The organism is Paenibacillus sp. FSL R7-0297, from assembly GCF_038009025.1.
Taxonomy (GTDB): domain Bacteria; phylum Bacillota; class Bacilli; order Paenibacillales; family Paenibacillaceae; genus Paenibacillus_AQ.
In genome coordinates, this window is record NZ_JBBPAQ010000001.1 from 1,596,865 (window position 1) to 1,611,064 (window position 14,200).

A 14,200-nucleotide genomic window follows, 5' to 3' on the forward strand; every position below is an offset into this window, starting at 1 on the left:
CGAAATTAAAGGAGGATATTTACAAATGGAATTTTTGGCAGCAGCAATCGCGGTTGGTTTAGGCGCACTCGGTGCAGGTCTTGGTAACGGTATGATCGTCAGCAAAACAGTTGAGTCCATCGCTCGTCAACCGGAAGCACGTAACGCACTGCAGACAACAATGTTTATCGGTGTAGGTATCGTGGAAGTTATTCCTTTGGCCGCTACAGTTATCGCATTCCTGATCATGTTTACTTAATAAACCGTTTTTACGGTTTGGCGGGGAGGGCAAGTGCCATCCGCGCCTTACTTTTGTATATGTCCGCATGCCGCGGTAACGGAAAGGAGTGACCTCAGTGACTATCGTTTGGACAAATATATTGTTTTCCATTATCGCCTTTGGGATCCTGTATTTCCTGCTCAGCAAGTTTGCATTCAGCAAGCTGTTCGGAATTATGGAGAAGCGCCGCGAAATGGTGCTGCAGCAAATGGATGAAGCAGCCAAGACCAGAGAACAGGCGGTCGCTTACGTAGAAGAACAGAAACAGGCTCTGCAGCAGGCACGCCAAGAGGCGCAGGCTATCATTCAGCAGTCCCAGGTTACAAGCAACAATCAGGTTGACAAGCTTCTGGATCAGGCTAAAGCTGAAGCTACCCGCCTTAAGGACGAAGCGGTCCGTGATATTGAGAGCGAGAAGAACAAGGCTGTGGAAGCTTTGCGCAGCGAGCTGGGTACAGCATCGGTCCGCATTGCATCCAAGCTGCTTGAAAAAGAAGTTAAGGCTGACGGCGAACAGGAACAACTCGTTGATCAATACCTCAAAGAGGTAGGAGGCCGACCATGAGCCGCGATACGGTAGTTGCCAAACGCTATGCCAAAGCCTTGTACAGTGCAGCAGTGGATGAAGGCATTACACTTGAAGTGGAAGCCCAGCTTAGGTTAGTAGTCGAAGTGCTTCATTATGATGCAGAGGTGAAACAGTTTATTCTGGCACCGCGCATCTCGCAATCCGACAAGCTGAATGTGCTGCGCGGGGCGCTTAAAGGTAAAGTCTCGGAAGCGGTAATGAACATGGTAGAACTGCTGGTAGAGCGGGGCAGAACCGATATTTTCGCAGAACTGCTGGCCACGTACGTCAAGATAGAAGGGGACGCCCTTGGCATTGGCGATGCTACTGTATACTCCGCCTATTCTCTGAATCAAGAGGAACAGGATAGTGTAGCGGCAGAGTTCAGCCAGCTTACAAACCGCAAGATTCGTGTTACCAATGTGGTGGATAAGAGCCTGCTAGGCGGACTGAAGGTCATCATCGGCGATACGCTGTATGACGGCAGTCTATCCGGCAAGCTGGAGCGTCTTGAGAAATCCTTTAATGATAAGCAAAGAAGATAGGGGTGAGGATATTGGGCATCAGACCTGAAGAGATCAGCACTTTGATCAAAAATCAAATTGAGCAATATAAAGCCGATATCGAAGTGGCCGAAATTGGCACCGTCATTCAAGTCGGAGACGGTATCGCCCGTGTCTACGGTCTGGAAAACGCAATGGCAGGGGAACTGCTGGAGTTCTCCAACGGTGTAGTAGGCATGGCGCTTAACCTGGAAGAAAGCAACGTCGGTGTTGTTATCCTGGGTGAATACACAGCCATTCGTGAAGGCGATCAAGTCAAACGTACAGGACAAATTATGCAGGTTCCGGTTGGTGAAGCCATGCTGGGCCGTGTAGTTAATGCACTGGGTCAGCCGCTTGACGGCAAAGGTCCAATTGCAACGACTGAATTCCGTCCTGTAGAACATAATGCACCGGGCGTTATCGACCGTAAGTCGGTTCATGAACCGATGCAGACAGGTCTGAAAGCGATCGATGCCATGGTACCAATCGGCCGCGGACAACGCGAACTGATCATTGGTGACCGTCAAACCGGTAAGACTGCAATCGCTATTGATGCGATCATCAACCAAAAAGGCAACGGCATGAAGTGTATCTATGTTGCGATTGGTCAAAAACAATCTACAGTAGCACAGGTAGTAGAAACCCTCCGCCGTCACGGCGCGCTGGAATATACTATCGTTGTAACCGCGTCGGCTTCCGAGCCTTCTCCGCTGCTCTATATTGCTCCATACGCAGGCTGCGCAATGGGCGAATACTTCATGTACAAAGGCGAGCATGTGCTTGTTATTTATGATGACCTTTCGAAGCAGGCTTCGGCTTACCGCGAATTGTCCCTCTTGCTCCGCCGTCCACCGGGCCGTGAAGCTTTCCCGGGTGACGTATTCTACTTGCACTCCCGTCTGCTGGAACGTGCGGCTAAGCTCAGCGATGCGCTTGGTGGAGGTTCATTAACCGCCCTTCCTTTCATCGAAACACAGGCTTCTGACGTATCGGCTTACATTCCTACGAACGTAATCTCGATTACCGATGGTCAAATCTTCCTGGAATCCGATCTGTTCAACTCGGGTCAGCGTCCGGCGATCAACGTTGGTATCTCCGTATCCCGTGTAGGGGGTTCCGCGCAGATCAAAGCCATGAAGAAGGTTGCCGGTTCCCTGCGTCTGGATTTGGCTCAATACCGTGAGCTTCAGGCCTTCTCCCAGTTCGGTTCCGATCTGGATAAATCTACGCAAGCCCGTTTGAACCGCGGTGCACGTATGATGGAGATTCTGAAACAAGGCGTAAACCAGCCGCTTAATGTTGAGCACCAAGTGCTCAGTCTGTACACCGCTGTCAAAGGACACCTGGATGATATTCCTGTCAAAGACGTGAAGCGTTTCGAGAAGGAATTCCTGGCGTTTATCGACAGCAGTGCAACTGAAATCCTGCAATCCATTACGGATACCAAGGATCTGACAGCAGACAACGAGGCAGCGCTCAAAGAAACGATCGAGAAATTCAAAAGAGGCTTTGCTACAAGCTAATATATAGAGTTTGCTCAGTTATGCTTACGAAGTGAGCTTTGACTACGTCAAAGCTCAGCTTATGCTTACGATGTTAGCTTTGGCTACGCCAAAGCACAGAGGTGGTGAAATCATGGCAAGAAGCATGCGCGATATTAAACGTCAAATTAAAAGCGTTCAGAACACCAGACAGATCACCAAAGCGATGGAGATGGTCGCTGCCTCCAAGCTGCGCAAAGCGCAGGAGAAAGCGGAAGCTGCGCGCCCTTACTCAGAGAAGCTTAAAGAGGTGGTCTCGAGTATTGCTGCCGGTACGCAGGATATTCAGCACCCGATGCTGGTCAGCCGTCCTGTCAAAAAAACAGGGTATTTGATCATCACCTCGGATAGAGGTCTTGCGGGTGGCTACAATGCCAACATTCTGCGTAAAGTAACGATGCTGATCGCAGAGCGGCATAAGTCCAAGGATGAGTATGCGCTGTTTGTTATCGGCCGCAAGGGCCGTGACTTTTTGCGCCGCCGTGAGTACCCCATTGTAGAGGAAATTACCGAGCTGTCCGATACCCCGAAGTTTGCCGACATCAAGTCGATTGCTTATTCGGCGGTAAACCAGTTTGAGACAGGCGTCTACGATGAGCTGTACATTTGCTACAACCAGTTTATCAATGCGATCAGCCAGGTTCCGACTGTAGACAGACTTCTGCCTATGGATGGTGTAGGAAAGGGCGAGCATCACGGAGCAACAGCTGCCTATGAATATGAACCTTCTCCTGAAGGCGTGCTGGAAGTTCTGCTTCCTAAATACGCCGAAACTTTAATCTACGGTGCTCTTCTGAACGGCAAGGCCAGTGAGCTGGGAGCCAAGATGACAGCGATGGGCAGTGCAACAAAGAATGCGTCAAAAATGATCGGAGAACTAAGACTTACGTACAACCGTGCCCGTCAGGCGGCCATTACGCAGGAAATTACCGAGATCGTGGCTGGTGCGAACGCGCAGTCTTAATATGAGTGGGCTTAAGGTCCATATGTAACAGCTTTCGAGGAGGGAAATGAAGATGAACAAAGGACGCGTTGTGAGCATTATGGGTCCGGTTGTCGATATTGAATTTGAACGCGGCCAGCTGCCCGAGATATTCAACGCTATCAAAATTGTTGCGACGCTGAGCGATGGCCGTAACATGGATCTGACTCTTGAAGTTTCCAATCATCTTGGAGATAACCTGGTGCGTTGTATCGCCATGTCTTCCACAGATGGACTGGTACGCGGTATTGATGCCATTGACCAGGGAGGACCGATCTCGGTTCCTGTTGGTGAAGCAACACTCGGCCGCGTATTTAATGTACTTGGTAATCCAATCGATAACGGCGCTGAAGTGGTGGCTGCAAGAAACCCGATTCACCGTCTGGCCCCTACATTCGATGAATTGTCCACTCAGGCGGAAGTTCTGGAAACCGGCATTAAGGTTATCGATTTGCTGGCTCCTTACGCCAAGGGCGGTAAGATCGGCCTGTTCGGCGGTGCCGGCGTAGGTAAAACTGTAACCATCCAGGAACTGATCAACAACATCGCACAGGAACACGGCGGTATCTCCGTATTCGCAGGTGTTGGTGAGCGTACCCGTGAAGGTAATGACCTGTATCATGAAATGACGGATTCCGGCGTTATCAAGAAAACGGCGATGGTATTCGGACAAATGAATGAGCCGCCGGGCGCGCGTCTCCGCGTAGCTCTGACCGGTCTGACCATGGCGGAATATTTCCGTGATGTGGAAGGCCGCGATACGCTGCTCTTTATCGATAACATATTCCGCTTCACCCAAGCGGGTTCCGAAGTATCGGCCCTTCTTGGCCGTATGCCTTCTGCGGTAGGTTACCAGCCTACACTGGCTACAGAAATGGGTCAGCTGCAGGAACGTATTACGTCCACTAAGAAAGGTTCTGTTACTTCAATCCAGGCGATCTACGTGCCTGCGGATGACTATACAGACCCTGCACCGGCTACTGCGTTTGCCCACTTGGATGCGACTACCAACCTGGAGCGTAAAATCTCCGAAAAAGGGATTTTCCCTGCGGTTGACCCTCTGGCTTCAAGCTCGCGTATGCTGGCACCTGAAATCGTCGGAGAAGAGCATTATAACGTGGCACAAGGCGTTAAGCAGCTGCTGCAGCGTTATACTGAGCTTCAGGATATCATTGCAATCCTGGGTATGGATGAGCTGAGTGAAGAGGATAAGGTCATTGTGTCCCGCGCCCGTAAGGTTGAGCGCTTCCTGTCCCAGCCTTTCCATGTAGCAGAACAGTTCACAGGCTTCAAAGGCAAATACGTGCCGATCAAAGAAACGGTACGCAGCTTCAAGGAAATTCTGGAAGGCAAGCACGATGATCTTCCGGAAGTAGCGTTCCTGTTCGTAGGTACGATTGAAGAAGCAGTGGAAAAAGCCAAAACGTTGTAATCCTCGGCATGGCCGGGTAGTGAGCTTTATTCTGTAAAGCTTTGAGGAGGAATGGAAGTGAATACCTTTTTGCTCGAAATTGTCACTCCGGAGCATCTGGTCTACTCCAAGCAAGTGAATAGCTTGACGGTACGTGGCGTGAATGGTGCACTGGGTATTTTGCCGGGACATATTCCGCTGGTAACTCCGCTTCAGGTTGCTCCGCTTAGCGTCAAAGCAGACGGCGTAACGGTATCTATCGCCGTTCATGGCGGTTTCGTTGAAGTGCACAAAGATAAGGTAACGGTGCTGGCTGAAAGTGCCGAGCTGCCCAAAGATATTGATGTGGAGCGCGCTGAAGCGGCTAAGGAACGGGCTGAGCGCCGTCTTAAGCTGCAAAGCAAGCAAGATGAAATTGATCACCGCCGTGCTGAGCTGGCCTTGCAGCGCGCTGTAACGCGGATCAAAGTTTCGACCGGAAAAGGACAACAGTAGCAGAGAAGCGGTCAAGCCCTGGGCTTGACTGCTTTTTTGCTTAACTGAATCTAGCAGAGTATGAACATATCGTAAACACTTAGGCAGATAATACGCCAATTGTTTAAAAATTCGTAAAAGTACTGGATTCTTTTCCCCTGCGCAAGTATGATATAAGAGTCGATTTCCGAGTAACCTTACACGGGGGGCTAATGATGAACACAAGCTTATCCGCTGAATTGTCAAGTGCGATCGGCAGTAGCAGTTTAATTTCGATGGTAGTTTCTCTAGTCTGTGTCGTATTATCCTGGTGGGCACTTCAGAACCTAAAGCTCGATCTGGTCATAAGATATCCCAAGAGTCCTCAGGGCAGGTTGCTGCATTTGCTGCTGGCCATTGTCCTCGGCCATTTCGTGGCCGGATTTCTGCTGGATTATCTGGGCTGGAGCGGACTTATCGCCCGGATGTTTTAATGACGGTTGGTTTGGTTATATCTGTCGTAGGCCAATGCAGTGAAAAAAGTGTCGAATAATAAGGTTTTATTATGTCAACACTGAAGTTTAAGGAATGCGTCTGCACATTAGGCGCAGTGACGGAATATTCAATATTTTAACTGACGAATTTCAAACTCAAATTAATTTCAGAAATAATGGACGCGGAGGGAAACCAAAATGAGCAAATTTATCGTCCGCGGTGGCAACAGATTGACCGGGAGCGTGAAAGTTAGCGGCGCAAAAAATTCCGTACTACCGATCATAGCCGCCTCTCTATTGGCAGAAGAAGGAGTTAGCGTCATTGTGGACGCACCTCCGCTAGACGATGTAATCACGATTAGCAAAGTGCTGGAATCTCTGGGAGCAGGTATTACATACCAGAACGATATCATTGAGGTTGATGCCAGAAATATTACTTCCTGCGAAGCACCTTATGAATGGGTACGCAAAATGCGGGCTTCTTTCCTGGTAATGGGTCCACTCTTGTCCCGTATGGGGCATACACGTATTTCCTTGCCTGGCGGTTGTGCCATCGGGACTCGGCCGATTGACCAGCATTTGAAGGGGTTTGAAGCACTGGGTGCCGAGATCAGTCTGGGCCAGGGCTACATTGATGCGAAAAGTAACGGAAGGCTGCGCGGAGCCAAGATTTATCTGGATGTGGCCAGCGTAGGTGCAACCGAAAATATAATGATGGCTGCGGCACTTGCCGAAGGCATTACTGTAATCGAGAATGCTGCGAAAGAGCCGGAGATTGTTGATCTTGCGAATTACCTGAACGGCATGGGTGGTATTGTGCGCGGTGCAGGCACCGGAGTGATCCGGATCGAAGGTGTTGAACGTATGCATGGGGTAAGACATCATGTCATTCCGGACCGTATCGAGGCTGGAACCTATATGGCAGCTGCAGCGATTACGGGCGGCGATGTATATGTGGAAGGCGCCATTGCTGATCATCTGGGCCCGGTTATTGCCAAGATGGAAGAGATGGGCGTTACGGTTATTCCAGACGAGAACGGTGTCCGTGTCATCAGCGACAAGCCGCTGAAGGCTGTGGATCTCAAGACGTTGCCATACCCTGGGTTCCCTACCGATATGCAGTCGCAGATGATGGCGTTATTGCTGCGTTCCGAAGGTACCTCTGTAGTTACAGAGACTGTTTTTGAGAACCGGTTCATGCATGTGGATGAATTCCATAACATGAATGCTGAGATTAAGATTGAAGGCCGTTCCGCCATCGTTACCGGTAATGCCCGTCTTGTCGGTGCCAAGGTGTGTGCTACGGATCTGCGTGCAGGCGCTGCGCTGATTTTGGCAGGGCTAGTGGCAGAAGGAACTACAGAAGTTAGCGGAACGCATCATATTGACCGTGGATATGTGCATCTGGCCGAGAAGCTGTCGGGTCTTGGTGCGGACATATGGCGTATTTCCATGGAAGAATCAGCGGCTCCTGCTGCAGCTGCGAAGGAAGAAGTGCTGAAGCCGGAACCGGCGAGAAGCGAATCCTTCAAGAGCGATGAGGTTAAACCGTGCTTTCAGATTCAGCCGTCCTGGGTATAATAGCAATTTTTAACCTGAAGGGACCAGCCCGCGAATAAGCGGCTGGTCCCTTTTTTGAGTGCGCCCGGCATGGGCGATAACTTGGCGGTGAAAGTCCGCTACAGGCTTGGCAATAGGAACTGTTAGCTGAAGGCAAGGGTGTCCACCGCGAGGTGGAATCTGAAGGAAGCCGGAGGCAAACCATCGGTCTGACGAACAGGAATCACATAGAAGGCATGCTGGGACGGACGAGCTTGCTCAACAAAGCGAAGTCCAATACTGCCCAAATCCCAGGATGTAAATGTGGCAGATGGATGAGGGGAAAGTTATCGCTCTTACCCGGGGAGATCTCACAGACGCCCAGTAGGAAAAAAATCCAAAAGACGGAGTAAAGCTTGCTGTGAGAAGTCAGCAGAGGCCATAGTAACGGAAAGTTTTTTTTTCTACATTCGCGGATGGATCGGTTACTACTATGTAGCCGACATGAAACGGATATTGCAAAGCTGGAGCGAATGGCTGCGAAGACGACTTCGAATGTACATCTGGAAACTCTCTTTCTCTCAGAATGACGTTCTAGCAGGTGCCGGAAATTCATATCTATAAGAATCACCGGTGCTTATGGAAGGAGCCATAGAGATGAAAGAGTTAAGATTGCTGCGGCGCATCCTGAAGCGCCCGCGCAGCGTAGCGCGTGCGCGGCGCGGCGCGCCCCGGATCAGGCGGCTGGCCCCCGCCGCCTGGCTCGCAGCGCCGCTGCTGGCGGCGCTGCTGCTGCCGCTGGCTGTTGTCCTGCTGCGCGGGGGACAACAGCCAGCACCTCCGGCCGTGCCGCAGGCCACGGCCGCGCCGGCACCGCCGGGAACGGCTGCTGCGGAAGCGCCGCTGCCGGAGGTCTCCGTCTATTTGTCGCAGAGCGGACAAATTGAGACCCTGCCGCTGGAGGACTACGTCAGCGGCGTGCTGGCGGCGGAGATGCCTGCGGACTTTGAGCTCGAAGCGCTCAAGGCCCAGGCCGTTGCCGCCCGCACATTCATTGCCCGCCGCCTGCTGGCCGGCGACCACAGCGGGGTACCCGTTCCTGAGGCGGATGTGAGCGATACGGTAAGCCATCAGGCTTACATCTCGCAGGCCGTGCTGGAACGGGACTTTGCGTCCGGCAGCAAGCGTGCCGGACTGGCGAAGCTCCGCCGCGCGGTCTTAGAGACGCGCGGGATCATCATGACCTATAAAGGGCAGCCGATCACGGCCTCCTTTTTCGCCTCCAGTGGAGGGTATACGGAGAACTCCGAGGATTACTGGAATGCTGAGGTTCCCTATTTGCGCAGTGTAGCCAGCCCCTGGGAGCGGGAGATTACCCCGAACCTCGCGGTCACCTATACTTTCAGCAATTCGGAGCTCCGCAGCAAGCTGGGTCTTACTGCCAAGGAACTTCCCGCTGCGGCGAATCTGGCTGCCTCAGGCAAGACCTTGCAAGTCTCTTCATCTTCGGCCGGACTGCCTGCAGAAGTCATCTCGCTGACTGCAGGACACCGGATCAAGAAGATCTCTATCGGAGGCACTGTGTTCACAGGCCGGGAGGTAAGAGAGAAGCTGGGACTTCGTTCGAGCCAGTTCACCTGGAAGCGGAAAGACGGGAAGGTGCTGATCACAACCTATGGAAACGGCCATGGCGTCGGCATGAGCCAATGGGGGGCGAATGGTATGGCGAAGCAGGGAAGTACAGCCACGCAGATTCTCAAACACTATTACAGCGGGGTCTCTTTTACGGGAATCTCAACTCTCCTGAAAAAATAACTTGCAAGATACGTATAAAAGCGAAGCGCCCGGTAACACTGGTTACTGAGGTGATAACCATATGAATGAACAAGACAAAAACAAACCAAACCATGATGAATCTCTCAAAAACAAGCAGGGAGATTCAGGCGCTAAGCCTTCTTCATGGACCAGACTGTTATCCAAACGCTGGGTATTCCCGGCAGTCTACACGGCAGCAGCGGCAATTATACTAACCTTGGTGTGGGTCTATCAGGATGCCGGCCAGAAGCCGCTGAATCCGGACACCGCCGCGGTCGTATCACAGGAAGGTGTTGCCGGTAATGAAACCGGAGCCCTGACCGGTGATCCGGAAGCCCTGGAAGTCGTAGCTTCAGCAGAAAGCCTGGCTTGGCCGGTAGCGAGCCCAAGTGAAGTCGAAGTGGTCAAACCGTACTATGATGAAAATGGCACAGAAGAAAATCATGTGGCGGCGATGGTGCAGTACAATAACACCTTTATTACCAACACCGGGATCGATATTGCCCGCGAGGACAACAAGACGTTTGACGTTAAGGCAGCTCTCAGCGGTGAAGTCACCAGAGTCGAAGATGTGGCAGTACTCGGTAAAGTGATCGAGGTTACATCTCCGGGTGATCTGAAGACAGTTTACCAGAGTCTCAGCGATACCAAAGTCAAGCAGGGCGATGAAGTGAAGCAGGGCGATACGCTGGCAACAGCGGGACAGAGCGAATTGGAGAAAGGTCTCGGCAACCATGTGCATTTTGAAGTGCACGAGGATGGCAAGATTGTGAATCCTTCGGATCTGCTTCCACAGCGCTAATCCGAAATATCTGCAGGGGGCGAAAGCCTCCTGTTTTTTTATTTTTCAACCCGGAATGGACGGTGGGGCCGGTTCTATATAGAGAATGGAACTGCAAACGGCTCATAAATAGGTTGTCCGAGAAATAAAATGGGCCTTCCGGAGCTTGTCATGTCTTGAAAGCGCGAATATATAGGCCCGCCCCTCATATAATGTACCAAACTATCCACAGTTGGGAGGCGGGAGCGTGCACGATTACATCAAGGAACGTACGATCAAAATCGGACGCTGCATCGTGGAAACCAGGCACACGGTCCGGACCATAGCCAAGGAATTTGGCGTTTCAAAAAGCACAGTGCATAAGGATTTAACCGAACGGCTGCCGGAAATCAATCCGGATCTGGCCGATCAGGTGAAGCACATTCTCGAATATCACAAATCAATCCGTCATCTTCGGGGGGGAGAAGCCACAAAAATCAAATATAAGAAAACGACAGGCAAAAAGCGTGAGGTAGCCGTAGCAGCAAAGCCATAAGATTTTCGGAATTTTAAGTAATAATTCAGCTTTACTACATTGTGTACACCCCCTAAAGTATGGTATTTTTAAATTTGGTACTATCTAACTATTCTCATTTAAAATAACACTTTGGGGGCTCTTTCATTATGCTTAGCAAGGATATCGGAATCGATCTCGGCACAGCCAATGTGCTCATTCATGTCAAGGGAAGGGGAGTCGTTCTGGATGAACCTTCCGTGGTCACGCTTGAAAGTGATACGAAGAGAGTCCTTGCGGTTGGTGAACAGGCCCGCCGGATGGTTGGGCGCACACCTGGAAACATAACTACGATTCGTCCGCTCCGGGACGGAGTCATTGCCGATTTTGCGATTACAGAAATGATGCTGAAATATTTTATCGACCGCGTCGGGGGCCGGACCTGGTATTCAAGGCCCCGTATTTTGATTTGCGCGCCCACCAATATTACATCCGTTGAACAGAAGTCAATCCGTGAAGCCGCGGAACGCAGTGGAGCCAAAGAAGTTTTTATGGAAGAAGAACCCAAAGCTGCGGCAATCGGAGCAGGGATGGATATTTATCAGCCAAGCGGTAATATGGTCGTCGATATTGGCGGGGGAACAACGGATGTAGCCGTATTGTCCATGGGCGACGTTGTTACCGCCTCTTCGATTAAGGTCGCAGGGGACAAGTTCGACGAGGCCATTTTAAGATATATCAAACAGAAATATAAACTCCTGATCGGTGAACGCACAGCTGAGGATATCAAGGTTACTATCGGGTCCGTCCGCCCGGGCGGCATGAAGGCTGAGCTGGATATACGCGGACGTGATATGGTGAGCGGACTTCCCCAGACCCTGACCATTACATCCGGAGAGGTTAAGGAAGCGCTGTGGGATCCGGTTTCCGCTATTGTGGCTGCGGCCAAGTCGGTGCTGGAGCGTACACCGCCGGAGCTGTCGGCAGATATTATTGACCGCGGGGTCGTATTGACCGGCGGCGGGGCACTCCTTAACGGATTGGACGAGCTGCTCTCTGAACAGCTGCATGTTCCGGTCTGGGTTGCCGAAGATCCGATGCACTGTGTTGTTAAGGGGACGGGGATTATGCTTGACCATTTAGATAAGGTTGTTAAGAAAAAGTTCTAGTCTGCCGATAATAAGTTAACAGCAGATTCAGGAAGGGACTGACCTCATGCTAAGAGGATTATATACGGCGGCTGCAGGAATGGTAACACAGCAGCGCAGACATGATACAGCGACACAGAACATTGCCAATTTGAATACTACGGGGTACAAGCAGGTCGACAGCGTCAGTCATGCATTTCCCGATGTGCTGATCTCGGCGATGAGCGGTGGCGTTACGAAGCCTGTCGGCCGGCTTAACACAGGGGTTTTTGCCGAACAGTCTGTTTCCCAGTATTTGCAGGGCGATCTCATCGAAAGCGGCAAAAACGCAGATTTCGCGCTGTCAACCGATTTACAGGTAGAGGACCCGGATAATGCGGGCACTTATCTTGCTTTTGACGGCTCAGGTAAATACATTAGTCCTGACGGCGAGGTAACTTACCGTCCGCAGGCGTTCTTTACAGTACAGGATAATGAGGGTAACAATTTATATACACGTAACGGAAGTTTTACAGTAGGACCTACTGGAGAGGTGCTTAGCTCCGGGGGATTCAGCGTATTGGACAGTAACGGTAATCCGCTGAGATTGACAGGTCCTGAGGATAGCCTTAAAGTGGACGGGCAGGGTAACTTGATTAACAATGCGACCGGACTGCCTTCAGGAACCCGGATCGGGATCAGTGTAATTACAAGACCGCAGGAGCTGGTACGTGACGGGAACGGCGTTTTCCATGCCGATGACGCGGAGGCTGCAGAAATCCGTTACTCCAATGCAACCGATAATTTGCAGTTGCGTCAGGGGTATCTGGAGAACTCTAATGTGGATGCCACTCAGGTAACGGTGGATATGAACGCCGCCTACCGGGCTTATGAAGCGAATCAGAAGGTAATCCAGTTTTATGACAGCAGCCTGCAGAAGGCTGTTAATGATGTCGGCAGAGTATAGGCTGCAGGTGCACTGATGAAGTGAACCGGTTTCTTCTTAAGTTATTAAGCTTTTGGGAGGTTTGATCTGTGAACAACTCGACAATCGGTGCCGCTGTGTCCATGTCCAGCCTGCAGCAGCGGCTGGATATCATAGCGGATAACATTGCCAATATGAACACAAACGGCTATAAGAGTAAAGAAGGCTCTTTCGAGGACGTGCTCACACGTGTGCAGCAGCAATCTAAGGACTATGACCAGCCTGGCCGCAGTATGCCTTTGGGCTTCAACATCGGCTTTGGGGTCCGTGTGCCTTCGGTTACAAGCAACTGGGAAGAGGGCACTCTTCAGGAAACGGGGAATCCAACGGATTTGGCGCTTCAGGGTAATGGATTGTTCGGAGTTCAGGTCAACGGAGCTACTGCGTATACCCGTCAGGGTGATTTCCATTTCACCCCGGATACCGCGAATCCTGACAATATGATGCTTGTAGATAATACCGGTAACCCTGTGCTGAACACAGACGGGAATCCGCTCACAGTGCCGGCCAATGTTAGTGCTGCTATTGACGAGAGCGGCCGGGTACTTACCAAGACCGGTGAGAATGATCCTGCTATTATAGCGGGCACAATTATGATTGTAGAGCCGCTGAGCAAGAAGGCTCTGCGGGCTGTGGACGGCAACTTCTATACACTTGCCGATGGTGTGACTGCACAGCAGGCGTTTGTGCAAAGAGCCGTAGGTGAGGCGAAGGATGTAGGCGTACGTACCGGATATCTGGAGTCATCCAACGTGGATCTAAGTAAGGAAATGACCGAGATGATGCAGATTCAGCGCACCTATCAGCTTGCTGCCCGGGCGTTGTCCTCCAGTGACCAGATGCTGGGCCTGGCTAATAACATGCGTGCGTGAGGTGACGGAATGAGTCGTGAGAAGATCAACAAACCGGAAGAAGAACAACAGCAGCAGCCGGTAAGGCGGCGCGGAATTTCGGCATGGACCATTATCCAGTGGTTCCTGATTCCCCTGCTGCTTGTTGCCGCGCTTGGAGGCGGCCTGGTCGTCGGTTACGTGATTCTCGGCCAAAAAGAATTTAGCGATGTGCTCCTCTGGAGCACCTGGAAGCATGTATATGATTTGGTGTTTGCACCATAAATAATTCCTAAATATAGGATTTCGGAAGCTCCCTTGTTGTGCAGGGGAGTTTTCTTTTTTATACTGAAAAATGTATAATGATGGCGTGCCCT

Annotated in this window: 17 protein-coding genes; all 17 read left to right on the forward strand. The window is 51.3% G+C overall.

The annotated features are described in order from the left end of the window. Window positions 1–25: 25 nt before the first annotated feature. The 17 genes from atpE (at window position 26) to MKZ24_RS07045 (ending at window position 14,108) form a co-directional block, all read left to right on the forward strand. A complete protein-coding gene (gene atpE, locus MKZ24_RS06965) occupies window positions 26–238 on the forward strand; it encodes a F0F1 ATP synthase subunit C (protein ID WP_036699216.1) in 213 nt (70 codons plus the stop codon). Between the two features lie 97 nt (window positions 239–335). Then, window positions 336–824: a F0F1 ATP synthase subunit B gene (gene atpF / locus MKZ24_RS06970; RefSeq protein ID WP_039309309.1), complete on the forward strand. Its 489-nt coding sequence runs from the start codon at window positions 336–338 to the stop codon at window positions 822–824. Next, entirely contained in the window at window positions 821–1,372 is a 552-nt protein-coding gene (locus MKZ24_RS06975; RefSeq protein ID WP_042140251.1) for a F0F1 ATP synthase subunit delta, read from the forward strand. Before atpF ends, MKZ24_RS06975 begins: the two co-directional genes overlap by 4 nt. Before the next feature lie 11 nt (window positions 1,373–1,383). Further along, complete coding sequence (atpA, locus tag MKZ24_RS06980; RefSeq protein WP_039309314.1) at window positions 1,384–2,895, forward strand: F0F1 ATP synthase subunit alpha; 1,512 nt, start codon at window positions 1,384–1,386, stop codon at window positions 2,893–2,895. A 112-nt stretch (window positions 2,896–3,007) separates the two neighbouring features. Next, complete coding sequence (gene atpG, locus MKZ24_RS06985; protein WP_340781817.1) at window positions 3,008–3,877, forward strand: ATP synthase F1 subunit gamma; 870 nt, start codon at window positions 3,008–3,010, stop codon at window positions 3,875–3,877. 52 nt (window positions 3,878–3,929) lie between these two features. Further along, a complete protein-coding gene (gene atpD / locus MKZ24_RS06990) occupies window positions 3,930–5,327 on the forward strand; it encodes a F0F1 ATP synthase subunit beta (protein ID WP_042218112.1) in 1,398 nt (465 codons plus the stop codon). A 57-nt stretch (window positions 5,328–5,384) separates the two neighbouring features. Next, window positions 5,385–5,801 carry a F0F1 ATP synthase subunit epsilon gene (locus tag MKZ24_RS06995; RefSeq protein ID WP_039309326.1) on the forward strand — a complete coding sequence of 139 codons (417 nt, stop codon included), beginning with the start codon at window positions 5,385–5,387 and terminating at the stop codon, window positions 5,799–5,801. 194 nt (window positions 5,802–5,995) lie between these two features. Further along, complete coding sequence (locus tag MKZ24_RS07000; protein ID WP_042240294.1) at window positions 5,996–6,253, forward strand: DUF1146 family protein; 258 nt, start codon at window positions 5,996–5,998, stop codon at window positions 6,251–6,253. 198 nt (window positions 6,254–6,451) lie between these two features. Further along, entirely contained in the window at window positions 6,452–7,834 is a 1,383-nt protein-coding gene (gene murA / locus MKZ24_RS07005; RefSeq protein WP_340781818.1) for a UDP-N-acetylglucosamine 1-carboxyvinyltransferase, read from the forward strand. 426 nt (window positions 7,835–8,260) lie between these two features. After that, entirely contained in the window at window positions 8,261–8,416 is a 156-nt protein-coding gene (locus tag MKZ24_RS07010; RefSeq protein WP_269322121.1) for a group II intron maturase-specific domain-containing protein, read from the forward strand. Window positions 8,417–8,449: 33 nt separating this feature from the next. Continuing rightward, a complete protein-coding gene (gene spoIID / locus MKZ24_RS07015) occupies window positions 8,450–9,607 on the forward strand; it encodes a stage II sporulation protein D (RefSeq protein ID WP_340781820.1) in 1,158 nt (385 codons plus the stop codon). Window positions 9,608–9,668: 61 nt separating this feature from the next. After that, window positions 9,669–10,409, forward strand: a complete 741-nt coding sequence (locus MKZ24_RS07020; protein ID WP_039303727.1) for a M23 family metallopeptidase — start codon at window positions 9,669–9,671, stop codon at window positions 10,407–10,409. A gap of 226 nt (window positions 10,410–10,635) precedes the next feature. Next, window positions 10,636–10,923 carry a sporulation transcriptional regulator SpoIIID gene (gene spoIIID, locus MKZ24_RS07025; protein ID WP_038597396.1) on the forward strand — a complete coding sequence of 96 codons (288 nt, stop codon included), beginning with the start codon at window positions 10,636–10,638 and terminating at the stop codon, window positions 10,921–10,923. 128 nt (window positions 10,924–11,051) lie between these two features. Then, complete coding sequence (locus tag MKZ24_RS07030; protein WP_042140244.1) at window positions 11,052–12,050, forward strand: rod shape-determining protein; 999 nt, start codon at window positions 11,052–11,054, stop codon at window positions 12,048–12,050. A 46-nt stretch (window positions 12,051–12,096) separates the two neighbouring features. Next, on the forward strand, window positions 12,097–12,975 hold the full coding sequence (locus tag MKZ24_RS07035) for a flagellar hook-basal body protein (RefSeq protein ID WP_042240282.1): 879 nt from the start codon (window positions 12,097–12,099) through the stop codon (window positions 12,973–12,975). A 68-nt stretch (window positions 12,976–13,043) separates the two neighbouring features. After that, on the forward strand, window positions 13,044–13,865 hold the full coding sequence (locus MKZ24_RS07040) for a flagellar hook-basal body protein (RefSeq protein WP_340781823.1): 822 nt from the start codon (window positions 13,044–13,046) through the stop codon (window positions 13,863–13,865). 9 nt (window positions 13,866–13,874) lie between these two features. Beyond that, window positions 13,875–14,108 (forward strand): DNA-directed RNA polymerase subunit beta, encoded by a 234-nt coding sequence (locus MKZ24_RS07045; protein WP_042240276.1) that lies wholly within the window; start codon window positions 13,875–13,877, stop codon window positions 14,106–14,108. Window positions 14,109–14,200: the final 92 nt, after the last annotated feature.